Origin of the sequence: Alicyclobacillus hesperidum subsp. aegles (assembly GCF_027923525.1) — a bacterium.
Lineage (GTDB): Bacteria > Bacillota > Bacilli > Alicyclobacillales > Alicyclobacillaceae > Alicyclobacillus > Alicyclobacillus aegles.
The window spans coordinates 36,630-60,462 of the sequence record NZ_BSBJ01000009.1 but is presented as its reverse complement, the minus strand read 5'-3'; the positions used below and the strand labels follow the sequence as shown (position 1 = coordinate 60,462).

Annotated in this window: 24 protein-coding genes, 1 pseudogene and 1 riboswitch; of the genes and pseudogenes, 15 read left to right on the top strand and 10 right to left on the bottom strand. The window is 54.0% G+C overall.

Going from position 1 to position 23,833, the window contains the following annotated elements; genetic code table 11:
• Positions 1-2: 2 nt before the first annotated feature.
• The 3 genes from QMF38_RS07380 to QMF38_RS07370 all read left to right on the top strand — a co-directional run bounded on the left by QMF38_RS07380 (position 3) and on the right by QMF38_RS07370 (position 1,575).
• The gene (locus QMF38_RS07380) at positions 3-188 is read left to right on the top strand and encodes an H-type small acid-soluble spore protein (RefSeq protein WP_058093777.1); all 186 of its coding nucleotides are present in this window, start codon (positions 3-5) and stop codon (positions 186-188) included.
• 155 nt (positions 189-343) lie between these two features.
• Positions 344-772: a peptide-methionine (R)-S-oxide reductase MsrB gene (gene msrB, locus QMF38_RS07375; RefSeq protein ID WP_281759045.1), complete on the top strand. Its 429-nt coding sequence runs from the start codon at positions 344-346 to the stop codon at positions 770-772.
• A 35-nt stretch (positions 773-807) separates the two neighbouring features.
• Positions 808-1,575: a YdcF family protein gene (locus QMF38_RS07370; protein WP_281759044.1), complete on the top strand. Its 768-nt coding sequence runs from the start codon at positions 808-810 to the stop codon at positions 1,573-1,575.
• Between the two features lie 14 nt (positions 1,576-1,589).
• Here QMF38_RS07370 and QMF38_RS07365 read toward each other — a convergent pair whose 3' ends face one another.
• From QMF38_RS07365 to QMF38_RS07335, 7 genes are all read right to left on the bottom strand, one after another.
• A complete protein-coding gene (locus QMF38_RS07365) occupies positions 1,590-2,366 on the bottom strand; it encodes a 3'(2'),5'-bisphosphate nucleotidase CysQ (protein WP_281759043.1) in 777 nt (258 codons plus the stop codon).
• 99 nt (positions 2,367-2,465) lie between these two features.
• Positions 2,466-3,509 carry a mannonate dehydratase gene (gene uxuA / locus QMF38_RS07360; protein WP_281759042.1) on the bottom strand — a complete coding sequence of 348 codons (1,044 nt, stop codon included), beginning with the start codon at positions 3,507-3,509 and terminating at the stop codon, positions 2,466-2,468.
• A gap of 21 nt (positions 3,510-3,530) precedes the next feature.
• A complete protein-coding gene (locus tag QMF38_RS07355) occupies positions 3,531-4,160 on the bottom strand; it encodes a bifunctional 4-hydroxy-2-oxoglutarate aldolase/2-dehydro-3-deoxy-phosphogluconate aldolase (RefSeq protein ID WP_281759041.1) in 630 nt (209 codons plus the stop codon).
• The gene (locus QMF38_RS07350) at positions 4,157-5,146 is read right to left on the bottom strand and encodes a sugar kinase (protein ID WP_281759040.1); all 990 of its coding nucleotides are present in this window, start codon (positions 5,144-5,146) and stop codon (positions 4,157-4,159) included. Before QMF38_RS07350 ends, QMF38_RS07355 begins: the two co-directional genes overlap by 4 nt.
• A gap of 25 nt (positions 5,147-5,171) precedes the next feature.
• Positions 5,172-6,410, bottom strand: a complete 1,239-nt coding sequence (locus tag QMF38_RS14940; RefSeq protein ID WP_281759039.1) for a glucuronate isomerase — start codon at positions 6,408-6,410, stop codon at positions 5,172-5,174.
• A 48-nt stretch (positions 6,411-6,458) separates the two neighbouring features.
• On the bottom strand, positions 6,459-7,220 hold the full coding sequence (locus QMF38_RS07340) for an SDR family oxidoreductase (RefSeq protein WP_281759038.1): 762 nt from the start codon (positions 7,218-7,220) through the stop codon (positions 6,459-6,461).
• Between the two features lie 122 nt (positions 7,221-7,342).
• Positions 7,343-8,509 (bottom strand): glycerate kinase, encoded by a 1,167-nt coding sequence (locus tag QMF38_RS07335; RefSeq protein ID WP_281759037.1) that lies wholly within the window; start codon positions 8,507-8,509, stop codon positions 7,343-7,345.
• Positions 8,510-8,632: 123 nt separating this feature from the next.
• On the opposite strand from QMF38_RS07335, the gene QMF38_RS07330 reads away from it, so the two are divergent.
• The 5 genes from QMF38_RS07330 to QMF38_RS07310 all read left to right on the top strand — a co-directional run bounded on the left by QMF38_RS07330 (position 8,633) and on the right by QMF38_RS07310 (position 12,051).
• Entirely contained in the window at positions 8,633-9,286 is a 654-nt protein-coding gene (locus QMF38_RS07330) for a ThuA domain-containing protein (protein WP_281759036.1), read from the top strand.
• A gap of 10 nt (positions 9,287-9,296) precedes the next feature.
• Complete coding sequence (locus QMF38_RS07325) at positions 9,297-9,458, top strand: hypothetical protein (RefSeq protein ID WP_281759035.1); 162 nt, start codon at positions 9,297-9,299, stop codon at positions 9,456-9,458.
• A gap of 267 nt (positions 9,459-9,725) precedes the next feature.
• The gene (locus tag QMF38_RS07320; protein ID WP_006448121.1) at positions 9,726-9,908 is read left to right on the top strand and encodes an H-type small acid-soluble spore protein; all 183 of its coding nucleotides are present in this window, start codon (positions 9,726-9,728) and stop codon (positions 9,906-9,908) included.
• Between the two features lie 125 nt (positions 9,909-10,033).
• Positions 10,034-10,819 carry an ABC transporter substrate-binding protein gene (locus QMF38_RS07315; protein ID WP_281759034.1) on the top strand — a complete coding sequence of 262 codons (786 nt, stop codon included), beginning with the start codon at positions 10,034-10,036 and terminating at the stop codon, positions 10,817-10,819.
• A gap of 44 nt (positions 10,820-10,863) precedes the next feature.
• Complete coding sequence (locus tag QMF38_RS07310; protein WP_281759033.1) at positions 10,864-12,051, top strand: MFS transporter; 1,188 nt, start codon at positions 10,864-10,866, stop codon at positions 12,049-12,051.
• 31 nt (positions 12,052-12,082) lie between these two features.
• Here QMF38_RS07310 and QMF38_RS07305 read toward each other — a convergent pair whose 3' ends face one another.
• Both QMF38_RS07305 and QMF38_RS07300 read right to left on the bottom strand, forming a co-directional pair.
• On the bottom strand, positions 12,083-12,586 hold the full coding sequence (locus tag QMF38_RS07305; RefSeq protein WP_058093788.1) for a LabA-like NYN domain-containing protein: 504 nt from the start codon (positions 12,584-12,586) through the stop codon (positions 12,083-12,085).
• Between the two features lie 132 nt (positions 12,587-12,718).
• Positions 12,719-13,915: an ROK family protein gene (locus QMF38_RS07300; protein WP_281759032.1), complete on the bottom strand. Its 1,197-nt coding sequence runs from the start codon at positions 13,913-13,915 to the stop codon at positions 12,719-12,721.
• 158 nt (positions 13,916-14,073) lie between these two features.
• On the opposite strand from QMF38_RS07300, the gene QMF38_RS07295 reads away from it, so the two are divergent.
• The 5 genes from QMF38_RS07295 to QMF38_RS07275 all read left to right on the top strand — a co-directional run bounded on the left by QMF38_RS07295 (position 14,074) and on the right by QMF38_RS07275 (position 21,896).
• Complete coding sequence (locus QMF38_RS07295; protein WP_281759031.1) at positions 14,074-15,207, top strand: HAMP domain-containing protein; 1,134 nt, start codon at positions 14,074-14,076, stop codon at positions 15,205-15,207.
• Between the two features lie 309 nt (positions 15,208-15,516).
• Entirely contained in the window at positions 15,517-16,818 is a 1,302-nt protein-coding gene (locus tag QMF38_RS07290) for an ABC transporter substrate-binding protein (protein WP_281759030.1), read from the top strand.
• 73 nt (positions 16,819-16,891) lie between these two features.
• The gene (locus QMF38_RS07285) at positions 16,892-17,881 is read left to right on the top strand and encodes a carbohydrate ABC transporter permease (protein WP_281759029.1); all 990 of its coding nucleotides are present in this window, start codon (positions 16,892-16,894) and stop codon (positions 17,879-17,881) included.
• Positions 17,882-17,883: 2 nt separating this feature from the next.
• Complete coding sequence (locus tag QMF38_RS07280) at positions 17,884-18,705, top strand: carbohydrate ABC transporter permease (RefSeq protein ID WP_006448129.1); 822 nt, start codon at positions 17,884-17,886, stop codon at positions 18,703-18,705.
• A 141-nt stretch (positions 18,706-18,846) separates the two neighbouring features.
• Positions 18,847-18,941: riboswitch (cyclic di-GMP riboswitch) on the top strand.
• Positions 18,942-19,007: 66 nt separating this feature from the next.
• Positions 19,008-21,896 carry an EAL domain-containing protein gene (locus tag QMF38_RS07275; protein ID WP_281759028.1) on the top strand — a complete coding sequence of 963 codons (2,889 nt, stop codon included), beginning with the start codon at positions 19,008-19,010 and terminating at the stop codon, positions 21,894-21,896.
• Between the two features lie 96 nt (positions 21,897-21,992).
• Here the strand turns inward: QMF38_RS07275 and QMF38_RS14820 are convergent.
• Positions 21,993-22,184: pseudogene (locus tag QMF38_RS14820) on the bottom strand (pentapeptide repeat-containing protein); the annotation flags it as partial.
• Positions 22,185-22,392: 208 nt separating this feature from the next.
• Between QMF38_RS14820 and QMF38_RS07265 the strand changes: the two are divergent.
• The gene (locus tag QMF38_RS07265) at positions 22,393-22,731 is read left to right on the top strand and encodes a hypothetical protein (RefSeq protein WP_281759027.1); all 339 of its coding nucleotides are present in this window, start codon (positions 22,393-22,395) and stop codon (positions 22,729-22,731) included.
• A gap of 159 nt (positions 22,732-22,890) precedes the next feature.
• Positions 22,891-23,829: an HD domain-containing phosphohydrolase gene (locus tag QMF38_RS07260; RefSeq protein WP_390854228.1), complete on the top strand. Its 939-nt coding sequence runs from the start codon at positions 22,891-22,893 to the stop codon at positions 23,827-23,829.
• Positions 23,830-23,833: the final 4 nt, after the last annotated feature.

Here is a 23,833-nt window from a genome sequence, read left to right as displayed (position 1 = left end):
AGATGGACGTTCATCGCGCAAAAGACATCATCGCGTCGAAAGAGTTCATACCGGTTGAATACGAAGGAACACCGGTGTATATCAATCGCGTCTTTGAATCGAGCCCATACGCAGAAGTTCGGTACGAAAATGGCGCCGTTACAGAAGTACCTGTCTCAGAGTTAAAGGAAGTCGGGAAACCTCACTGATGCAAGCCGCCTGGCCCCAATCTGTGACGCGGGCTGGGCTGCCATTGATCTTTTACACCACCGCAAAACCTTGCTACATTGAATAGAGAGTTGTCAAAGAGGCGCTTTCTCGTGAAACCACTTGGACACATCATCGCGAAAGGATGAGTTCGGATATGGATAAGGATGATTTGAAACGCCGCCTGACACCGCTACAGTACGAGGTTACGCAGCACAATGCAACGGAGCCACCGTTCCACAATGAATTTTGGAATCATAACGAGGAAGGCATCTACGTTGACGTCGTCTCTGGCGAGCCGCTGTTCTCCTCGCGGGACAAGTACGATGCAGGTTGCGGCTGGCCCAGTTTTACGAAGCCGATTGAATCCGACGTCGTGATCGAACGGCCAGACTACAGCCACGGCATGGTCCGAACCGAAGTGCGCAGCCAGCAAGCTGACTCCCATCTAGGCCACGTCTTTACAGACGGCCCGCGTGCGACCGGCGGCTTGCGCTACTGCATCAACTCCGCCGCCCTGCGCTTCATCCCGAAGAGCGATATGGAAAAGGAAGGTTACGGAGAATATCTGAAGCTGTTCGATTAAATAGAGTCTGGTCCAAGGCATAAAGGAGTCACGAGATGTTTGTCGTTATCAAGATCATCGAAAGCTTGTTGATCCCGCCCGGCCTGTTCGCTTTGGCTTTCGCCCTCGCCGGGCTCTTTGGCCTTGGCCGATACAGATGGTTGGCAAAGACCAACATCGCAATCGCGCTCGTCATCGCCATCGTCTCGACCCAATGGTTCGCCAACTTACTTTTGGGCCCGCTCGAATCTGCGTATCCCCAGCCCAAAGACCCGCGAGGCGACGCCATCGTCGTGCTGGGCGGCGGCTTTACGACAGGCACGCCGGATATCACCGGACTTGGCAATCTATACGGCGATTCGTCTGTCCGGCTGCTCGCGGCGGCCATGTTGTATCGCCGGCTGCACATCCCAATTCTTCTGTCAGGAGGGCCAAACACACGCGTGGGCGATCACGCTTACTCGTTTGCCGCCATCGGCCGCCGCGACCTCATCGCCCTGGGCGTTCCCAACCAGATGATCTGGCAAGAGCCAAATAGTCGCGACACGCAGGAAAACGCCTTTTTCTCGGCCGCCATTCTGCGGGCGCACCACGTGCAAACGCCCCTGCTCATCACCTCTGCGTACCATATGCGCCGCGCCATGCTCGATTTTGCCAAAGCACAGGTGAAAGCCGTGCCGTATCCTGTCGGCTACTTGGTCAATCGCACAGCGAGCCACGACGCGTTCGGTTGGTTGCCATCTATGCAAGGCCTCGACGATACAACGATTGCCGTGCGCGAGTACCTCGGCATCGCGGCGACCCAGATTGGCGTGCGCGGCTAAACCGGTGACAATCGTTACTCGGCGTGAAGTTGTGCCAGCAGATCCGTATACGACTCTGCCGTCGCTGCCACAATGCCATTGACCAAGGTATTCTGTTGATTAAACACAAAGGGCTTCGCCGCCTTGTCGGTCACGTGGCCGCCGGCAGCTTTTACGATCGCGACACCTGCCGCGATGTCCCACTCGTTTTTCGGCCCAAGGCTAAATGTCGCGTCGGCTTGTCCTGCCCCAACCAGGGCCAACTTGTACGCGATAGACCCAACGGCTTCGACACGCATCGTCTGCTCAAACCGGGCAAATTCCCCGCGCTTGATTTCTGACCGACTGCCTAGCACCGTCAACTGCTCGCCGCGCGTGCGTGAAGCACGTATGGGGTTGCCGTTGAGCCATGCCCCACTGCCGACCAAACCGGTGAATAGTTCGCGCCGGGCCGGGTTGCAAATGACCCCGAGTATGGCTTCACCCCGTTTTGACAGCGCAACCGAGACCGCGTACTGCGGGACGCCTTCCACAAATTCGCGCGTGCCGTCGATCGGATCGACAATCCAAACATACTCCACGTCCAACCGCGAAAGATCGTCACGCGTCTCCTCCGAGAGCCATCCAGAGCCAGGCAAAAGCGCGAGCAACCGCTCGCGCAAAAACGTATCACATGCCAGATCTGCCGTCGTGACCGGATCCGAAACCCCTTTGAATTGCGTATCAAATCCCTTTTTCGCAATATCCTCCACAATGTTGCCCGCATCCTCAACGAACTGTGCGACAGCCTGTAACAGCGATGTATCGATCACGATGCACAAACCTTTCCTTAAGCAAGTTGAGCCCCGCAAAAAGGACTCCTCATGCCCATTATACCGAGTATGTCCAACTTGCTCGTTTGCCTTACAGACTCACACGAAGGCTCGTGCGGCTTCCCAGAGTCCATTCAGATACGCGAGGCCAAGTGCGCGATCGTACAGACCGTAACCGGGGTTTCCTGTCTCCCCCCAGATCATGCGCCCGTGGTCCGGACGGACGGGACCCGCGTAGTTGATCTCGGCGAGCACCCGTACAAGGCCCAGCATGTCGATGGAGCCGTCGGCAGAGAGATGGCCAGATTCGTAAAACGACCGCGGCCCGACTTTGCGCACATTGCGCAAATGCACGAAGTGCACCCGCTTTGCTTCTCCTAATTCACGGAGAATGAGTGGCAAGTCGTTGTCCGCTGAGGCACCAAGCGAACCAGAGCAAAAACAGACGCCATTTGCGGGTTTGTCGCAAAGGCCGATGAGCCGCTGGAAGGCAGCGCGATTGACGATGATACGCGGGATGCCGATGACGGGCCAGGGCGGATCATCAGGATGAATCGCCATGTTGATCCCCACTTCGTCCGCAACGGGTATCACGGCCTGCAGAAAATAGGCGAGGTTGTCCCACAGCGCCTCCGTCCCCATCTCGCGATAGGTCACAAGCATCTCTTGCAAAAGATGCGAATCCGTCTCTAAGTTCCATGCAGGCAATCGCAAACGGCCGGCAAGCAACGCCTGTTCATCGACCTCTTCGTCAAAGTACGCGAGCGTGGTCGATCCGTCGGGCAGTTCATAAGCGAGCGACGTACGCAACCAATCGAACAAAGGCATGAAGTTATAGCACACCGTGCGAACGCCTGCGGCAGCCAGGCGCCGCAACGTCGTCTGATAATTCGCGATGTACTCGTCGCGCGTTGCCCGTCCCAGCTTGATATCCTCGTGTACGGGTACGCTTTCGATCACGCTCAGTTGCAATCCCGCGGCTTCTATGGTTTGGAAAAGCGCCCGGATCTCATCCTCTGGCCAAGCTTCGCCTGCGGGTATGTGATAAAGCGAGGTGACAATGCCAACGACACCCGGGATTTGACGTATGTTCGCAAGTGTCACCGGATCGCTTGATCCATACCAACGAAATGACATCTGCATCGTTGTGAACCTCCTGACCCGTTAACCCAACAATGTCCGCAGACGCTCTGCACGGCGCGCGATACTTATAAAGTCGCGAACGGCAATCTCCGCCTTCGGAAACAGCGAACTGCCCATGCCCACGGCGATTGCGCCTGCCTCGATAAACTGGCGCGCGTTGGTCTCGTCGATGCCGCCTGTGACCATGGCCTGTAAATCGCCAAAGGGCCCGCGCAAGTCGCGAACGTAGCCAGGTCCCATGGCCGCCGCCGGGAAAATCTTGACCGCTTCGGCGCCTGCCTGACGGGCTGCATGCACCTCTGTCGGTGAAAGCACACCTGGCACCATGGGCTTGGCCAGGCTCTCAGCCAGGCTTAGAAGCGCCGGATCGAAATGCGGCGAAACAAAAAACTCGGCCCCGCTTGCATGCGCATCCAACAGTTGCTGTTCCGTCAATACGGTGCCCGCACCAATGCGCGCCCTATCTCCATAACGCTCGCGCGTCTGGGCGATGAGGCGCGAACCTCCCGCCGAATCCATGGTCACTTCAATGGTTGTGACGCCACCTTCAATTAAGGCGCCGATCACGTCATGAAATACGTCTTCCGGCAGCCTGCGTACCACTGCAACGACGCGCGCCGCTTGCAACCACGCCACGATCTCTGATTTCATCGCTCCACAACTCCCTTTCCGTCCAGATGCGCCGCCACTTCTGTCCACGTCGGATACTGGCTAAAGTCTCCGCTCCCCGTCACTGCGTAAGCACCGACGAGCGATCCGAGCCTCAAACATTGGTCAAGCGGAAATCCACGCAGCATGCCGGCGATGAAACCCGCGTTGAATCCGTCACCTGCGCCGACGGTATCGACGACGGTTTCAACAGGCCAGGGATCGACGTGCAGCCGCTTGGCGGTCGTCGCCAGGTCGGCGCCTTTGTCGCCGCATTTGACAACGACGCCCGTGCCGCTAAACCCGTTCTCACAAAGCCGTGTCAACACCTCGCCAGCATCGCAGGTGCCATACAACTGTTCCGCCTCACCATCTCCCATGAACACCCATGTCACGTGGGGCAAGACTTGGCGCACGAACGCCCGCCACTCTTCAATGGGCGCCAATTTCAACCGAATGTTCACATCGAACGACACAGGTACACCCGCCAACTTCGCGGACTTGACCAGTTCAAAGCTCGACTGTTTGGCGTCACTGCCAATCATCCACGTGATGCCCGTCGCGTGCACCCATGCAAAGGCCGCTTCCTGAAGGCGCGAGATTGCACGGTCAATCGCAAATCCCTCGCCGGCCATCGCCGAAAGCGCACGGTAATAAAACACTTGCGTCTGTTTTTTGAGGCCGTGCCACTGTTTGAAGTACACTCCTGTGGGCCGCTCGGCCGACACGTCGACCAGCGTATCATCGACGCCTTCTGCTCGCAGTTGTCTGCGGATCAACTCGCCAAACGGGTCATCGCCAACGCGCGCCAAGTATGAAGTAGGCACCTGGAGTCGCGCCAGACCAATGGCAGTATTCATCTCCGCGCCTGCACAGTCGGTACGAAAATCTCGAACTTCGGTCAACTTCCCAGCTTCTTTGGGAACGCACACGACCATCGGCTCCCCAAACGTGAGCACGCGACCGAGTGGTTGCATGACGTTTGACAATCTGATGCCCCCTGTTCAAAACCGATCAACGCTTTACAAAATCCCAGAAGTTTTGTGAGAATAACTGCTTCACGTCGCGCTCGACATCTTCGCGCGTCAAATCCCATCCTGCGTCTTGCAACTGTTGATACTTATGGGTCAAGACGTCGGTTGCGACTTTGCGCGCCCGACGCCACTTATAAATGACGTGTTCCAGCACGCGCGCGTCGGAATGTTGAATGACGAACGTGGGGCCGATTAACTCAAGGCGCAGATTGGAGATTTCTGAAACCAGCGTTTCCGTGTTCAAAAACCACCAACATCCAAATGGCATGATGTTTCCAAATTTGCGCGCCGTGACGGCCAATTCGTGCTGATCCTCGCGCGATAAAAACGTCACAAGAAACTTGTTGTCCGGGTAGCGCCGAGCCAATGCTTCAATCGGCAGCATCGAGGCCTTTGCCGTGCTATCGCCGGCGGATCGCAAACTTGGGTTGACCTGTCTGCGCACACCTATCATCAGCGCAAGCGGCAGTCGTTGTTCCCGGCAGATTGGCAAAATCGCCTCGGCGAGCAGGCGTCCCCGCACGCTATCCTCTGGGAACGCAAACGTGTCAGGTGCAGAAAACGCGAAGTAGACCGGCTTGATTTTCGCAACCCAGTCTTTCAGAAACCTGCGCACCTCCGCCATATCGACCTCGCCAAGTTCTGGCCCCACATGGTAGCCGCTATGCGACAGCTGCGCTTGTGCCCGCGGCCAGTCGTTCAGGAGAACGTCGAGGCGCAAAGCGGCGTGAAAGCGCGGGTTGCGCGGCGTGCCCTGTTCCCAATAGCGCCGCTCAATCTCGTCAAACGGATCGTTGGTCATGACCACGCTGTCAACCCCGGCGAGATCGAGCACATGGTTGGCGTACACGTCGGTGGCGGTCGCTTCGAGTTTTGCTCGCAGGCCGGCCAACTTTTCTCTCCGCAAATCGACGGCAAACGCCTGTGCTATTTGAACCACACCCAAGGCGGCTTCACTCAGCGGTGTCGTCTTTTCAAATAGCTGTTCCCAGATCCAATCCGCCTGTAAAGGCGTCGGCAAGTCCCAAAACTCTGTCGGCGGCATCTGCCCAACGCGCATCGCCTCGGCAATCAGATAGTGATATGTGAGTACATTGTCTGCGCCACTGACCTGAAGCGCCGAGAACGAGGGTGGAAACAAATGTGTGTGCATATCGGTGACGCGTACCGATGCCACGGCTTCGCGCACCCACGTAGCGAGTTCACCTTGCGCTGCCACGAAAGAATCCCCACCTTTTGGTACAATCTACGGAAGCGTAATACTTCTTCAAATCGTCATCGCCGTGAACCCGCCGTCGACTGGAATCAATGCCCCAGTGACAAAACTGGAAGCCCGCTCAGACGCCAACCACACAGCTATCCCTTGAAGTTCCTCCGGCTCCCCTAACCTTCCCATTGGCGTGTGTCGAATGATGTTGTCGATCCGCTCTTTGGTTAGGATTTTCCGATTTTGTTCCGCCGGGAAAAAGCCCGGAATTATGGCATTGACGCGCACATGAGGAGCCAACTCGCGCGCTAAGTACTGCGTCATATTGTTGACAGCCGCCTTCGATGCGGCATACGCAAAGACACCGGAGAGTGGAGGATGTGAGGAAACGGATGAGATGTTGATGATAGAGCCGCCGCCATGCTCCACCATGTGTCTGCCCACAGCCTGGCAGGCAAAAAAGACAGCCTTGGCGTTTGTGGCCATGATGTGATCCCATTCGGCCTCCTCGATGTCGAAAAACGGTGTTTTGCTGTTGACACCTGCACAGTTAACCAAGACGTCAATCCGCCCGGCCCACGCTGCGACATCATGCACGAGGTTCACAATGGACGACTGATTTTGGACATCGACGGCAAACACCTGTGCCTCACCGCCGAGATCCTGCAGATGCTTGGCAACTTGTGCACCTTTCGTTTGATCCCGTCCGGCAATGGCGACCTTTGCCCCGTGCTCGGCAAGCCCCTTTGCAATGTAACTGCCCAGCACGCCGGTACCACCAATGACCAAAGCAGTACGACCATGCAAGTCAAACAGGTGCAAGGCGGACACCCCTTTCTTCGCCCACACTTCGGAAGCGGTTACAGAATAGCCAGAACACAGGCTTTCCTCGTCGTCTCCCAGAGAGATTTGGAATACTAGTGGACACGTCAATTGTAGCACAATTAGGAATTCATGGTGTCCCGCATCGTGCCCTGCGTCCGCTGGTAGCCTGCCAGAAACGCACGAACGGCCATTTCTGCAGCGTTGGCCGTCAAGGAGAATGCTTGCTCCATCGCATCCTGTGCCGAGATGGGGCCATTGACGATCGAAAACATGGCACTGACACCGAGATCGTATAAGCCTTTGGCACCTTCTAGAACCGCGCCGGAAATACAGATCACAGGCACACCCGCTGCCTTTGCGCGTGCTGCCACTCCTGCTACCGCCTTGCCAAAGCATGTTTGCTCGTCTGTGCATCCCTCGCCCGTCAAAACAAGGTCTGCCGTTTGGAGGTGTAGGTCAAAGTCGATCGCGTCGAGAACGAGATCGACGCCACGGGCAAATTGCGCACCCAGGACCAACAGTGCAAAACCAATCCCCCCTGCCGCACCTGCGCCAGGAAGTGTTTGGCACGATCGCGCAAACGCTTGTTCTACCGTGCTGGCGATGTGACTCAGCGCGGCGTCAAGGCGAGGCAGCTCCGCAGCGGTAGCGCCCTTTTGCGGGCCGTAGACAAATGTTGCCCCGCGCGTGCCGCAGAGTGGATTCGCGACGTCGCAAGCCGCCCAGATGTCGGCGCCTTGTAAAGCCGGGTGCAGGTTTGCGAGATCGACCCGCGCCACATCTTGACAAGCGGCAGGCGTCGGTGCCAACGAGCGGCCAGCGGCGTCGTAAAAACGGGCACCCAACGCATAAAGCAATCCGATGCCCGCGTCGTTTGTACCACTGCCACCGAGGCCGACGATGATTCGGCGATGACCTCGTTCGAGCGCATGGAGCAGCAACTCGCCAAGGCCGCGGCTATTTGCCTGCCAGAGATTGCGATCCGCAGGTTGAACCAAGTTTAGGCCCACCGCCGACGCCGCCTCTAACACCGCTGTACCGTCTGGGAGGACGACATAGCCTGCCCGGATGGGCCGCGAAAGCGAATCGTGAACATCGACGTTGACCATTTCGCCTCCCGTTGCCTGAAGCAGGCTTGCCACCGTGCCCTCACCCCCATCGGCGATCGGGAGTTGCAGGATATTGGCCTTTGGGCAAGCACGTTGCACGCCAAGTGCGAAGGCCTGTGCCGCGCGAGCCGAGGTCAGTGAACCTTTGAATGAATCCGGAGCTACAAGAAAGTGCATACAGACACCCTTTCACTCACTATAAACCTGTAACCTGGCATATCTCACAGGTATAATCATAACAGTCTTAGCGCAGAGAGGCCTGCATCATCGCAGAACTGCGCCAAAAGAGGGAGGACCTACATGAACAAGCTGATCTACGCAGTGTTCGGGGACTACTATCACCCAAGTGCGCCCATTTCGGAAGCGTTTGCAGCCATGTTTGAACCACTTGCCAAACAAGGATACACGTATACTGAAATTCGGGAATCTGAACTGGCGGATCGCCTCGCGGAACAGCCTGCTGCTGTCGTCATCTATAAAGAAGACCGCGTCGATCCCACCCTGAACCCCCCAACGCGTTGGCAGGATGAGCGAACTGCAGACATCATCGTGCAATACGTCGAGGCAGGGGGAGGCTGGCTCGCATGGCATGCCGGCATGTCGTGTTACCCGGTCCCCGGCCCGTATACATCTATGCTGCGTGGCCACTTTGTATCGCACCCAAAAGTGAACGCACCCGTTACATATACGCCAGCGAGCCACCCAATCACGGACGGCATCGCTCCGTTTACCATTGTGGATGAACACTATTTTGTCGAACTGCATTCTGGACCGACTGACATTCTCGTGTCATCGACGTCGATCGACGGTGCGTCCACAGCTGGTTGGGCACACTCGTATGGCAGTGGACGCGTCTGTTGTATCACGCCCGCGCATAAACCGGAGGGACTCGCACACCCTGGCGTGCGGCAATTGTTGACGAACGCCATGCTCTGGGTAACGAAACAACTGTGATACCATAGACTTGGTGATTGCATTGAGTCCAAAGCGTTGGCTTTCGGTACTTTCCATTGCCATCCCTGTCGCGAGCCTCGTCGTATCGGCGGTGACCTCGCACTGGGGACTTCTGTTCCTTTGCATCACGCCGGCGTTTTTAAACTGGGGCTTTGGCCGAGGGGATAAGTGATCCCCTCAGCCTCCATGTCGTCGGTAGCGCAAGACAAACCATATAAGTAGAGCCAAGCCGGCAACTTCAAAGAACCCTTGCACCGTGACACCGCCTGTCGAAGATTGTCACTTTTGATCATAGCGCAAAATGGGAGAGCGGCGCTGTGTACGGTGTGGCAAATTCATGAGGATTTTGCGCAATGGTCGCAAGTGCGTATGGCACTCCGTATCTGGACACGCTACAGTTGCACCTTTACACATTTGCAATGAAAGGAGTGACCAGCGGATGCTGAACGCGCGTCGCGCCAAGGAAATTTCTGAATCGCCGGTCATGGCCAACGTAACGCACAACGGCCAGCGTATCTACATTCAACAGGTCGATCTCGCGAGCGAGACCGCCCGCGTCTACGCCTTGGAACGGCCAGAACAAGAATACGACGTACATGTGTCTAACCTCGTCGAGCATTAACGGCCAGTGTCGGCGGATCGGCACGGCAAACGACGCCTACCGATTCGCCGCTTTGTGCGTTAGGATGATGCTCGAGCCCATATGGGCGTTGGCCCGGGCACCTTGACGAAAAGAAGGCATCTTCTATGTATCCAGAACGAATTGTCTGCCTCGCCGCAGAAATCCCAGCAATCCTGTATGAGCTCGGCGCACTCGACCGCGTCGTCGGCATCTCTGCCTACACGACGCGCCCGCCAGAAGCCTTAAACATTCCGAAAGTCTCTGGGTTTCAAAACGGCAGTATCAAAAGGATTCTCGACACAAAGCCGGATGTCGCCATTCTCACTTCCGCGGTTCAAAACGGTTTGGCGGCCGAGCTCGGAAAAGCCGGAGTCACCGTCATTCACCTTTACCCCCAACGATTGCAGGACCTGTTTTCGACCATCACGCTCCTTGGCAACATCGTGGGCGCGCCTGACAGGGCATCTGCGCTCAACGAACGGCTAGAAACGGCGATCGACGCAGTGCGCGGAGAAGCCAAACGCCTGCCGCGCAGGCCACGCGTGTATTTCGAAGAGTGGATGGATCCACTGATCACCGGCATTGGCTGGGTCAGCGATGTCATCGAACTGGCAGGTGGCGAAGATGTCTTTCGGACGAAGGCCACCGGGGGACTTTCGGCGTCGGAGCGCGTGATCCAGCCGGAAGAGGTGATCGCGGCGGACCCGGAAATTGTGTTTGCATCATGGTGTGGCAAGCCGTTCCGACACGAAGAATTCTATGCTCGTCCAGGATTTTCGCAAATTTCGGCCGTACACAACCACCGCGTCTACGAGTGGTCGGGGGAAATTTTGCAATGTGGCCCGATGCTCGTCGATACGCTCGAATCCCTGCATCAGGTGATCGCTAAGGTTGCACGCTCTGAACATTGAATCACGCCTTTGCGGTTCACGGCTTCGACAAAGGGGGCAACCGCATGTCCAAACGACTCTGGTTATTCTATTGTGTCACGATGTTATACTGGTTTTCTACGTATACATACGTGCCCCTTTTATCTCCCTATGTACTCGCGATTGGCGGCACGTTGAGCATGGCGGGCGTGATCGTCGGATCGTATGGCTTTTCGCAGATGTTGATACGGATTCCACTGGGTATCTGGTCGGATCGCATAGGTCGGCGCAAGCCGTTTGTCATCGGCGGCGTGGCGATGGGTGCCGCAAGTAGTTTGGGGTTGGCTCTCACTCACTCGGTCGCCGCAACGTTAATGTTCCGCTTGCTTGCCGGCGTCGCAGCCGCAAGCTGGGTCGTGTTCACCGTCCTTTATGCCAGCTATCACACGCCGGATGAGGCACCGAAGGCCATGGGCGTGATTAGCTTCTACACTTCCCTCGGCCAACTTGCCGCTTCGACGCTTGGGGGGATTGTGGCAGAACGCTTTGGCTGGCACGCGCCGTTTTGGCTTGGCGCCTTGGGCGGCGCCATCGGGATCGCGTTGGCGTTTGGCATCCCGGACAAACCACCAGCCGCCGACAACGTCGGCATTCAGCCGCGCGAAATGCTCGCCGTCGGGCGGGATCGGATCGTCCTTGGCGTTTCGACGCTCGCGGTACTCGCGCAGATCGTCACGTTTACGACGATGTTTGGCTTCACCACCACAGCGGCGACATTGCTGCACGCCAATAAGATGGACTTGAGTTGGTTGACACTGGCGTCAACCCTACCAAACGCCATCGCGTCACTGTACAGCGGCGGCGCGTTCTCCCGCTGGTTGGGACCGCGCAATGTTGTCGCGTCTGGCTTCGTGATCGCAATGGTGTTTACAGCGGCCATTCCGTTTGTGCATCATTTGGGATGGTTGTATATCACACAGGCATGCAACGGGTTCGGGCAGGGGCTGTGTATGCCTGTTCTTATGGGACTCGCGATCCGCCATGTCGAGGCGCGTAAGCGTGCCACGGCGATGGGCTTTTATCAGGCTATCTACGCACTCGGCATGTTTGGCGGTCCAGCCATTGTCGGTTGGCTCGACGACGCCATCGGGATTGGGCGCGGTTTTCTTTGCGTGGCTGGCGTGAGTGCGCTTGCAGCGCTCCTGACCTATGGGCTGGCACCAGCGGTCCATCGAGAGCGGCCTGTACATGACATGAAACAAGGGCAGGCCTAACTGGCCTGCCCTTTTTCCGTACATGCAGTTCTCACGTGATTCGTTCCAACTCGTCGCGCAAGTTTGCGACATCGACAAAGTGCATACCAGCAACCATGCGGATTTCGGAGGCGACAAACCCAGCCGTCGATAGGACGATAAATTTCTTGCCGCGTGCACGCAGCAACTGTAACGGCCGTTCAAAGTCTCCATCGCCGCTCACCAGAATCGCCATATCATAATTGTCAATGGTATTGAACATATCGAGGACGATCTCGATGTCAAGATTCGCTTTACGCGTGATTGAGCCATCATCTTGTAGGATTTCTTTAATCTCTTTCGTTACAAGCGAATAACCACTATAGGCGAGCATATCCAGATATTTTTGTTCGCGAAGATCAGACGGGGCGCTCTTCCCAATATAGTAGAACGCATCGACCAACTCGCCCTTGGAAGCCGCCCAATCTCTCAACTTTTGAGCATCGATATTCCATTTCAGCTTATCTCTTTGCATGTAGTAGTAGTTTGCACCATCCACAAATAGTGAAACTCTCATCGTTGGTATCTCCTTTTCCAAAATTCAGTTTTTCGCATTCATTACACATCCATTAGAGCCATGTGAATAAGAAAACAAGTTTTAATAATTCGATCATACCATGCCGTGCAACGAGTTGCGATCGCGCTGCCGCTATGGGGCAGCCGGTTCTGCGGAAGCAAAGAGAATCTCGTGCATCACGAGGGATGACGCACCCACGGCAACCGCGTGCACATTGCCCATGCGCACGGGTACTTGCTTGTTTGTAAGTAAGGCGCGGTGCTTAATTGCACGCTCCACTTCCGGCAAGACAAACGTGGCGGCCTTGACGACACTTCCCCCTAAGATGACTTCGTCAGGGTTTAATACGTTCAGGATATTTGCAATCCCGATGCCTAATTGCTGACCAAGCGCATGAAATGCCCGAATGAAGGCCCGATTATCGTTTTGCGCCTGCGTAATAGCCTGCTCCAACAACGATTCACCCACGCCGACCGTCGAAACATCGGCACCGGCTTCTCGCAGATAGCGAAGCAACCCTCGCTCGGATGCGTACTCTTCCCAGCATCCATAACTGCCACACATGCAAGCGGAACCCATCGGATTGACGGTCATATGGCCAAGCTCGCCCGCGATCCCATCCCTTCCCCGGTACAATCTGCCGTCGATCACGATGCCCGCGCCAATCCCGATCCCCATATTGACGAAGACGAGATTCTTCAGCCGCATCGCCTGCCCCATATACTCGTTCCACGCACCGCAGTTCGCGTCGTTATCAAAAAATAGCGGGATCGACACGCGTTCCGCAAGCTGTGAGCGAATATCCCACTCGCCCGCAAACAAACTCGGCAAATAATAGACAAGACCGCGATGAAAATTGACCATTCCAGGCAATGCAATACATGCCCCCACTAAGCCGTATGGACTGGAGGGAGCGGCCGCAACCGCTTTCGAAACCTCGTCCGCAATATGATCCAGCAGTTGATCACGCGGATCCCCTGAACTTGCTAAAGGCGTCTGGCGGACCTGCCGATAGACAGGCTCTCCCCGAATATTACAAACAACGGTCGTCATATGGGAAATTTGAACGTCCACACCGACAGCATATGCCGCATTGGCGTTGAAGCGCAGTAAAATGGGCTTGCGCCCGCCGCTCGAAGAGCCGTAGCCCACTTCCAACACGAGTTGTTCAGATATCAGTTCATCTACGATGTTCGACACGGTCGCCTTGTTCAATCCCGTCATCTGCGAGATGTCGATGCGAGATGTCGTCCGCAGGTCGCGAATCAGTTTGAGAACCGTGGCGCGATTCATCCGGCGCATCGCCGATGCGTCGATATTCGCATGCATGAACGCCGGTCACCCCTTAGCTGGTACGAGTCTATTGCAAAGCTTTCGCGAATGCCCTAGCATTGTGCTCATAGACTTGCCTCTTGGGCAAGGCATGTTACGTACCAGTATACGCTGTCCGACGCCCGAACAGAAGTGGCCATTAAGGGGGGGCTTGCTTGTCACTGTTTCGAAAATTGGTGATTCTCTTCAGTGTAGTCATCTTAGTCATTCTCTCTGCAACATTGACGATTGTCTATGTGGAAAGTCGTCGGACCATTGTTCAACTCTCCAAGGAGAAAGCGGTTTCAATGATCCAAACTATCGATTCTGCTCTTCTGAGCGATGTTCCAGATTATCAGTTTGAGTCTGTGTTGCTCAATCTAAAGAAACAAGAGCCTGACCTGATATCATTCGACATTTACAAACTCAACGACTTTTTGTACGATATCGCGTCGACCAATCCGCACCGCATCGGTACACAAGCGTCTCCTTCAAGCACCATCGCGTTGGGTGAACACAAGGTACTAACCATGCTCGACGGGACTACCATAAATCTGATCGTACCACTTACAGGGTATGGTGGCATGCCCTATAGTGCCGACGTCAAGCTGTCCATTGCAGGTGACTTGCGTTCCAACCATATATTGCTCAGCGAGATCTTATACATTGGTCTGTGTGCACTTGCACTCGCATTGCTATCTGCTTGGTTGTTCACCCGCGAAGTCCTGTCCAAGCCTTTGCAGGCGATGATGTCGGCCGTCAACGAGGTTGCTACGGGGAATTTTGTGGTCAATTTGCGAAAGTCCTCGCGCCGCAGTGATGAGCTCGGCAGCCTTGCCCGCAGTTTCGAACGAATGACCAGCGGTCTGCAACAGTTGATTACACGGATGGCGCAAACGGCTGAAGAATTGCACACTGATTTTGAACAACTGGTGGAGAGTGGGGACTTTACGGCCCACGGCGCCCTCCACATGGCAGACGTCATTCAACATCTAAACGAGTCCATTTCATCCCAGTTCTCAAAGCTGCAGGAACTTGGCGGAAAAATGTCGTGGCACCTGCAAGCCACCGCCGAAATCACCAGCTTCGCGCAGACGGCTGACGCAGATGACGAGTCCGACCTTCGCCAGTGGTTGGTTACCATCGAGGGGCTGATGGATGAAGCAGCTCAAGTCCATCGTCACTTACAGGGACTGGCCTCGACCGCCAACGGCCAACTGGGAGCCATTCGCCATATTAACCGCACGGCAGGTCGCCTCAGTGAAATGGCAAGTGAACTGCGCACGTTACTATTGACACTCGAGGTTTGATCTTGTCATCTGTCACCCAGCAAGTCGAAATAACTGTGGGGTTGCATGTCAGCGACCGATGCGCAGCTATCGTGTCGAATGAATGCTCCCCTTTTAGAAAGTTGTCTAAACCATCGAAGAAAACCCCATCCGTATTTCCGACCGTCGTCGAGCTATTCCGGCATCATCAACCGCTAAAAATGAAAAACAGGTTGCAACTTTCGACACCTTAGTTTATGATCACGACGAAGAAGAGATATCGGAACCGATGTAAGCGTTCACCGTCGATTCCATCTCTCATCACTCGCTCTATTTTCAGGGGGGTTTAAGATGAAGAAAAAGTACTTATCCATCGCCGGCGGCGCCGTTTTAGCGCTCGGTGTTGTAACCGCTTGCGGTGCACCTAGCAACAACGCAGGATCGAATGGCTCCGCATCCGGGTCCGCGAGCACAACCAGCAACCAGGTGCAAATCTTTAGCTGGTGGACGGCGGGCGGCGAAGCCAATGGCTTGAATGCCTTGATTAAAACGTTCAACAAAGAGTATCCACATGAAAAGATCGTCAACGAAGCAGTTGCTGGCGGCGGCGGATCGAATGCCAAGGCCGTCTTGGCGAGCCGCATGCAAGCGGGCGATCCACCGGAAACGTTCCAAGTTCACGCTGGACAGGAACTGATGGCATGGGTCAACGCCGGCAAGATGCAACCTCTTGACAGTCTTTACAAGAGCATGGGGTTGAACAAGGTTATTCCGGCAGCCATCATCAACGACCTGTCTAAGAATGGACATGTCTATGCGGTTCCTGTCGACGTCGGCCGTGGAAACGTGTTGTGGTATAACCCGGCGGTATTGAAAAAGTACCACCTGACGCCGCCAAAGACCATGAGCCAGTTCATCTCCGAGTTGAAAACACTCAAGGCAAAAGGCGTAACGCCGCTGGCTTACGGAGACAAAGATCAGCTTGGCTCTGTCATGCTCTGGGAAAACGTTTTGTTGGCGACGATGGGTCCGCAAAATTACGATAAGCTCTGGCAAGGCAAGCTTTCGTTCAACAACCCACAGGTCAAGCAGGCCACCAACACGTTCCTGGAACTGTTGCAGTATACCAACTCGAACCACTCCGCACTCACATGGGACGAAGCGGATCAAATGGTGGCAGACGGCTCGGCAGCTTTCAACCTGATGGGCGACTGGGCAAAAGCGTACTTCCAGTCCAAAGGCTTAAAGGAAGGCAGCCAGTTCGGTTGGACTGCATTCCCAGGCACGAACAACGACTTTGAATACGTCATTGACTCGTTCGGCTTGCCAAAGGGTGCAAAGAACCCGACGGGCGCGATGGATTTCTTGAAGCTTGTAGCTTCGAAGCAAGGGCAGGACGAATTCAACCCGCTCAAGGGCTCTATCCCGCCGCGGACCGATGCAAATGTCAACCTGTTTGACACGTACAGCAAGGAAGCGATGAGCGACTTTAAGAAGGATAGCCTCGTACCGAGCTTGGCAAACGGTGAAGCTGCAAATCCAGCCTTTGAAACGGCGGCTACCCAAGCAGTCACGATGCTTATCAGCACCAAGAACGTCAACGAATTTGTCAGCGCTTTGAACACGGCGGCTGAGGAAAATCCGCTTTCGTAATCAGGCGTATGGGGCTTCTACTGTGGTCAAGTACGGTATGTACTTGACCACTGCCCTAAAGGGGGATCAAGGAATGGAGAAAACACCCGTGCTTACATCACAGTCTGCGGCCATTGCACGGCCATCGGTCGCACATCACAAAAAGAGACGATTCAGCTGGGATAAGATGTGGTCGTTTTTAACGCTCGTACCGTCTCTCGCGGCGGTGCTCATCTTTGTCTATGGCTTTTTAGGCTGGACAGGATATGTATCCTTTACAAAATGGAACTCAATCCTCCCAGACTATCAACTGTGGGGCTTTAAAAATTACCAAATCTTGTTCCAGGATTATCGCTTTCAATCTGACCTTCGCAACTTGCTTTTCTTTACCGTGTTTTTCATTCTGGCATGCATGATCGTTGGTCTATTTCTCGCCGTCTTGGTTGATCAAAAAATCAAAGGCGAAAACATATTCCGGAACATCTTTTTGTTCCCCATGGCCCTGTCGTTCATCGTCACGGGTGTTGTGTGGCAATGGCTGTTAAACCCGAAAACAGGTGTCAATTTGATTTTCGAGGCGTTGGGCGCAAGCCATCCGCCGGCTTGGTATACCAGCACGCGCATCGTACCAAGTTTCCACGTTGGACAAATTCAATTTGGACTTCCCATCGCCATGATTGCCGTTCTCATCGCGAGTGTTTGGCAGATGTCAGGTTTTGCAATGGCTTTATACCTCTCAGGCCTGCGCGCTGTCCCGGAGGAAATTAAGGAAGCAGCGCATGTCGACGGAGCAAATGGATGGAAGACGTTCTGGCGAATTGTGTTTCCCCAGTTGCGCCCGGTCACAGTGACCGTCGTCATCATCCTTGTGCAAAGCTCGATGAAAACGTTCGATCTGGTCTATGCCATGACAGGCCCCGGCAACGGATATGTCACAGATCTACCGTCGCTAGACATGTTCACCACGACATTCCAGGCCAACCAGTATGCACAGGGTTCTGCAATCGCGATTGTCATGTTTGTCCTCATGATGATTTTTGTGATTCCGTACCTCTGGAACAGCCTGCGGAAGGAAGGGCAATAACTATGGTAATGCGCCGGGTTGGACAAAGTGCAACATACACATTGTTAGTTTTCTTTTCTCTGATCTTCCTGGTCCCTATTTACGTCTTATTGACAACCAGCTTTAAGCCAAATAGCGAAGTCGATATCGCGCATATGTGGGCATTGCCCCACCATTTCTCGTTAGCCAGTTACTCGGCGGCATGGGCACAGTTAGGCCCGAACCTCGGTAACAGCTTTTATCTGGCCATCGTGGCCACGATTCTATCATCTGTCATCGGTGCGTTTAATGGCTATGCACTTTCAAAATGGAAGTTTCCAGGTTCCAATATTGTTTTTCCAATCATATTGTTTGGTATGTTTATCCCATACCAGAGCATCTTAATTCCATTGCTCAAGTTCATTCAGGCTATCCATTTGTACAACACGATTCCGGGTCTCATTCTGACCAATACGATTTACGGATTGCCAATCACGACACTCATTTTTCGCAACTTTTACGCCGGTATTCCAGACGACCTGATCGAGTCTGCCCAAATCGATGGAAATGGCTACTGGGGCGTCTTCATGCGTATCATGTTACCACTTGCCATCCCAGGCTTTGTGGTCACAGGGATCTGGCAGTTCACAAGCATATGGAACGAATTCCTGTTCGCCGTATCCCTAACTTCGCCACCGCATCAACCTGTGACGGTTGCCTTGCAAAACTTATCCGGCAGCGACGTCGTTCAGTGGAACGTGCAGATGGCAGGCGCCGTACTCACGGCACTTCCCACCTTGATTGTCTATATCCTGCTGGGACGCTATTTCATTCGCGGGCTGCTCGCTGGTTCCGTGAAAGGTTAAATTTGACTCGCCTCCAATGCGGCATGGCTCCGAGCCATGCCTTTTCATTTGTCTCCTACTTTATGCAACTTTTTGTCCGAAACCGGAAGGACTATTCACGATTTTGTCGAAATAATCACTTTGTCGTTTGATGTAGAAAAAGCACGAAAAAGGCAACCCTCCGGAAACGGAGAGGACGCAAAGCTATAGGGGCTAACACTGTCAGGTGTAGACAGTCATGCCAGCCAGCTGCCGTGGTTCGGTTTGGGACAACCGCCGTCACGGTTGTCCCTTTTCATTTGTGGACACAGGGTGGGACAAACATGATGAAGTACTCGCGGTTCAGAGGCAAAGCGGAGCAAAATGGAGGTGAATGGGATGTCCCTATGCTCGGCCCATGGCGATACAAATTAAAGGAAAATGAGGTTTACTGCTCGCCCGAGATGGATCAAATCTATGGCCTTCAAACTCATGGGAAACCCACGCGTCCGGATCGGTTCATTGAAGCAATCGTGCCGGAAGATCGCGATCTGGTTTTGCACTGTTGGCGCATGCTGTGTTCCGGTAAGCGCGTCGGACGCAGTTTCACCTACCGAATCCAAGTTGGTACTCAAATTAAATTTGTACAATACACCGCAAGTTGCACGTATGACGACCATGGCCGGATGTCAGGACTGGAAGGCACCATCCGCGACGTGACAACGCTGCTTGATACCCCGGTAACAAGCCTGTTTTTGGCGCATGACCGCCGGTTGCTCAATCAGCCGCAGGCCGCTGTTGCTCTTGATCACGAGTTGGGAATCATCCATATCAATCAGTGGACGGAACAGCTCTTTGGATGGTCTGAAGACGAGTTGCTCTTTCAACACGTTCCATACCTACCCACGAGCCTGGAATCCGCGACACATGAGCTGTATCAAACCATCGTGAAAACGGGTGGTACCATCTGGCTCGACACAATCCGTTTGCATAAAGACGGATCGCTTAGGAAGGTATCCGTTGCCTTGGGGCCACTCTATGACGAGAATGGCCTCGTCAAAGGTTTGCTGGCCATGTATACGCCCGTGTCTGGTGTAGCCGATAGCATGGAACGTTCGCTGGCATGCGAAGCGCGCCTGCGCCCGTTCATCGAACACGCTACCGATGTTTTTATGTTGTTGGATCGACAGTATCACGTATTATACGCGAACGCGGCAGTTCAAGAGGTCCTGGGCATGGATCCATCTGAAACGCGTCAGTTATCTGCGCCCATGCTTGTGCATCCTGCGGATCGCAAGGAGTTTGAGATGGCATGCCAGCGAGTTGGCAACTCCGTGTCAGATGCCTTCAACATGGAACTTCGTTTCCAACACCGTTCCGGAGAATACAGACACTGTCTCGCATCTCTATTTACGTGGGTAAGCCCAGGTGGTCAATCGCACGTTGTCGTTCGTTTTCGCGACGTCACGGAAGCGCGATCGGTGCGACAACAGATCGAGTTTCTTGAGCGACATGACGAACTGACGGGGCTGCTGAATCGGAAGGCATTCTTCCATGAGTCAACTGTATGGATCAGCCAATCGGATCCGAATCACCCGCTTACTGTGATGGTTCTGCGCATACAGCAATTCGACCGCATCATCGAGAATCTAGGCCATGCGGTGGGTGATGTCGTCATTCGTCTCGCGGCGGAGCGCATTCGCTTCCGGTTGCCCAAAGACAACATCTGCGCGCGCATCGGGGATCATGAATTCGCTATCATGGTCCGGCAACAAGAGCGCGGCACGCAGACGATGTTCGCTTTGGCGAACGAACTGCTCCGCGCGTTTGAAGAGCCGTTTGCGTCTGCGGGACACACCATCTACCTTGACGCAGACATCGGTATGAGCTTCTGCCCGAACGACGGAGATGACATTGCGACCTTGGTGCAACGTGCCGGTGTGGCTTTACACCGTGCAAACGATGCAAGTGAGAATAGCGTGCAGACCTACTCAACTCAACTTCACACCGATACATACAAACAGTTTGTTCTCGCGAACGACTTGCGTGATGCCCTGGCAAATGACGCATTTCGTCTATATTATCAGCCCCGGGTGGACGCACAAAGCGGACGCATTGTTGCTGCCGAAGCACTGATCCGTTGGGAACACCCTGTCTGGGGATTGGTGTCACCTGTAGAGTTTATCCCCATCGCGGAGGAAACAGGGTATATTGTCGATCTCGGCTATTGGGTGATCCGTACAGCATGCCAACAGCTTCGCGCATGGCAAAACAGGGGTTATCCACCCATCAAAATTTCGGTCAATGTCGCAGTGAAACAGTTTCAAGCAAAAGATGTTGTACAAACCGTCTTATCCATCCTGGATGAGTGGGGCGTTCCTACGTCGGCCATCGAATTCGAAATCACCGAGACGTCTGTGATGCCTAACGATCCGACCGTGATCGACACCATTCAGGCGTTTCGCAAAGCTGGGGTCGCCATCTATTTTGACGACTTTGGCACGGGCTACTCGTCACTGAGTTGGTTGAACCAATTTCAATTAGATGGATTAAAACTAGACAAGTCGTTCATCGATCACCTGCCAAACGCTTGGGCGCCTTCACAGATTGTCAAGTCCGTCATTCAACTCGCGCATCAACTGGGACTCACGGTGGTGGCAGAAGGCGTCGAAAACGTGGATCAACTTACGTTTTTGCAAAGCGAACGTTGCGATCAAGTGCAAGGCTACTTATATAGTAAGCCTGTTCCGGCAACCGCTTTTGAGCACCTGCTCGCGCAGCCATCGATTAGACCCGCATCAGCAGACACGGTGGAGCGAGCGGCAAAGAATCGGCGCCGGTATGTCAGAGTTTCGTTTGACGAGCCGCTGGTTGGCGAAGTGACGCTTGCGTCCATTGCAGGCAAACCGCTGTCTCTGGGTTACACGCAGGTTTCTATTGTCGACGCTGGCGCGGGCGGCATCAGTTTTTTGTCCAAGCTTCGGTTTCCACCTGATCGACGCGAACTTCGTCTGCGCTTCCGTTACTCGTTAGCAGAAGTGAACATCGAAGTGGAAGGCTATGTGGTCTGGGCACATGAACTTCAAAATGGCGTATTTCAGTATGGTGCGGAATTCGATATCGATGCATCGACCAGAACGCGCCTGCAAGAGCTGTTACACCGACATCAGACACTAACCCATACCACAAGCGAAAGAAAATTGGAAGCCGGTATGCCATCATTCTTTGGATAAGGTAGAACGAGGACGGGTGCCCCGCTGGTGAACAACGGGGCATCTCGTTGCCGATGGAATCCGCCGCGAATCGAGTACATCTTGCAAATAGGCTTGTATCGTTTGACCAACGTCCCCAGTACTATCGATTGTCATGGCAAGCGTCGTTTCATCATCCTTACCTTCTGCTTTAAGCTCACGGTATTGTTCCTGTAGATCGAAAAGCAGGTCCGCCTTACGCTCATTGACGCATTTAATCCCATCATAGGGTGTAAATGCTTCAAGGCAAGATGACAGAGCTCGACTCAAACATTCGTACGCGAATATCGTCAAATGGATGGTATCAACCTTTTCACGCGGTCACTTGCAATGCATCCGACAGAGCCTGTCCTAGCCACTCTGTTGTCCCCCGGAAAGTCTACGAGCAAATTGGTTGTCTTTACAGGCGGGAATGTGGCTATAATTACGTATAGAACAAGCAAATGCTATTGACAAACTGCACTACGGAGGGATTGTCATGAAAAGGCCGATATCTGTCGGTACATTCGGAGTTGTTTATCTCATGCTTGCCGCCGTAATCCTAACAGCTCTGATGGCCGGTTTCGCGACGCATCCCGGCGTGGTGTTAAGCATCATGACGCTTCTCACAGCACTCGTTATGGTTCATCGATTGCGGTCTTCCCGTGGTTCATCTTTTCATGTGCACCTAGCTTTACTCGTCGTCACCGTTCTCGTCGGCCTCCTGGTTGTAAGTTTTGGCAATGACAGAACGGAACTTTGGTTCGCAAGCTGCTATGGGCTTTTCAACGTCCTGTATCTATTGGAACTCATGTTTTTGGCGAAGGCATATCGCTGACAAACATCCACCCCGCTCTATGTGACAATAACATATTCTCTTTTTTCTCTATTGACTGCGCTGGTGACTGTCTTTACTGTTGATGTTGCAACGTGTCTACAAATGTCGCTTTCGCCTATATGACGAAGAATACCATCCACCCAAAAGCAGGTGCTGAGCTTGTACGATTCATCGACGACACCGAAATGGATAAGCATCTTGTCTCGCGAAGAGGGACTTGAAACGGCATATACGCAGAACATGACAGCTACGCTAATCGCCAGCAAGAACGGTACTGAGATTATTCACCATCGTCTCGCCCGTATGGGTACAATGGCTATTATGCCAGCAGCAGGTTGGAATGAGCTTGAGTCACTTTGTCTATTAACTGGCTCACTCCGGGTGACATACGGCAGCGAGACATCGGTTCTATATCCTGGTGACAAAGTTGTGGCCGCCCCTGTACATGAACATGTATGCATCGTTGCTATCGAGGATAGCGAGTTTTTATATGTCTCATCAGCTCCAGTCTTTCAATCTTATCAAGGTCTAGTAAATGGTTTTCATGAACTTGCCGTAAAAATTTCTCTTAAGGATGGATACACGGCGTCGCACTGTGAGCGCATACGGCGATATTCGCTGATGATTGGGTGCGAACTAAACCTTAACGCGACCGACCTTCTTTCGCTTAGCTGTGGTGCATTATTTCACGATATCGGGAAAATTCGCATTCCTGATGAAATTCTTATGAAACCTGGTAAGCTAACTCCCGAAGAATTTGATATAATCAAACAGCACACCATTTTTGGAAGGGATATCATGGACTCTCCAGAGAACCCCTTTCTGAACATTGGCAGCAAAGTGGCGGAACAACACCACGAACGCTACGATGGAAGCGGGTATCCATACGGACTGAAGCGGGAGGAGATCTATCTTCCGGCGGCCATCGTCGCAGTGGTGGACAGCTACGACGCAATGGTATCCAATCGTCCTTATCAACCGGCTCGAAAGAAGGCCGATGCGGTTCGGGAGATTGCGTCGCTTAGCGGACAGTTGTACGACCCTCGCGTCGTTGACGCGTTTCTTAAGGTCGTAGATACATTTGCAGACGAAGACTAAGGAG

What these genes read in the sequence shown, in the direction of transcription:
- QMF38_RS07380 (WP_058093777.1), top strand. Translation starts at nt 3, where the DNA reads ATGGACGTTCATCGCGCAAAAGACATCATCGCGTCGAAAGAGTTCATA.
- msrB (WP_281759045.1), top strand. Translation starts at nt 344, where the DNA reads ATGGATAAGGATGATTTGAAACGCCGCCTGACACCGCTACAGTACGAG.
- QMF38_RS07370 (WP_281759044.1), top strand. Translation starts at nt 808, where the DNA reads ATGTTTGTCGTTATCAAGATCATCGAAAGCTTGTTGATCCCGCCCGGC.
- uxuA (WP_281759042.1), bottom strand. Translation starts at nt 3,509, where the DNA reads ATGCAGATGTCATTTCGTTGGTATGGATCAAGCGATCCGGTGACACTT.
- QMF38_RS07355 (WP_281759041.1), bottom strand. Translation starts at nt 4,160, where the DNA reads ATGAAATCAGAGATCGTGGCGTGGTTGCAAGCGGCGCGCGTCGTTGCA.
- QMF38_RS07335 (WP_281759037.1), bottom strand. Translation starts at nt 8,509, where the DNA reads ATGCACTTTCTTGTAGCTCCGGATTCATTCAAAGGTTCACTGACCTCG.
- QMF38_RS07330 (WP_281759036.1), top strand. Translation starts at nt 8,633, where the DNA reads ATGAACAAGCTGATCTACGCAGTGTTCGGGGACTACTATCACCCAAGT.
- QMF38_RS07320 (WP_006448121.1), top strand. Translation starts at nt 9,726, where the DNA reads ATGCTGAACGCGCGTCGCGCCAAGGAAATTTCTGAATCGCCGGTCATG.
- QMF38_RS07315 (WP_281759034.1), top strand. Translation starts at nt 10,034, where the DNA reads ATGTATCCAGAACGAATTGTCTGCCTCGCCGCAGAAATCCCAGCAATC.
- QMF38_RS07310 (WP_281759033.1), top strand. Translation starts at nt 10,864, where the DNA reads ATGTCCAAACGACTCTGGTTATTCTATTGTGTCACGATGTTATACTGG.
- QMF38_RS07305 (WP_058093788.1), bottom strand. Translation starts at nt 12,586, where the DNA reads ATGAGAGTTTCACTATTTGTGGATGGTGCAAACTACTACTACATGCAA.
- QMF38_RS07300 (WP_281759032.1), bottom strand. Translation starts at nt 13,915, where the DNA reads ATGCATGCGAATATCGACGCATCGGCGATGCGCCGGATGAATCGCGCC.
- QMF38_RS07290 (WP_281759030.1), top strand. Translation starts at nt 15,517, where the DNA reads ATGAAGAAAAAGTACTTATCCATCGCCGGCGGCGCCGTTTTAGCGCTC.
- QMF38_RS07285 (WP_281759029.1), top strand. Translation starts at nt 16,892, where the DNA reads ATGGAGAAAACACCCGTGCTTACATCACAGTCTGCGGCCATTGCACGG.
- QMF38_RS07280 (WP_006448129.1), top strand. Translation starts at nt 17,884, where the DNA reads ATGGTAATGCGCCGGGTTGGACAAAGTGCAACATACACATTGTTAGTT.
- QMF38_RS07275 (WP_281759028.1), top strand. Translation starts at nt 19,008, where the DNA reads ATGATGAAGTACTCGCGGTTCAGAGGCAAAGCGGAGCAAAATGGAGGT.
- QMF38_RS07265 (WP_281759027.1), top strand. Translation starts at nt 22,393, where the DNA reads ATGAAAAGGCCGATATCTGTCGGTACATTCGGAGTTGTTTATCTCATG.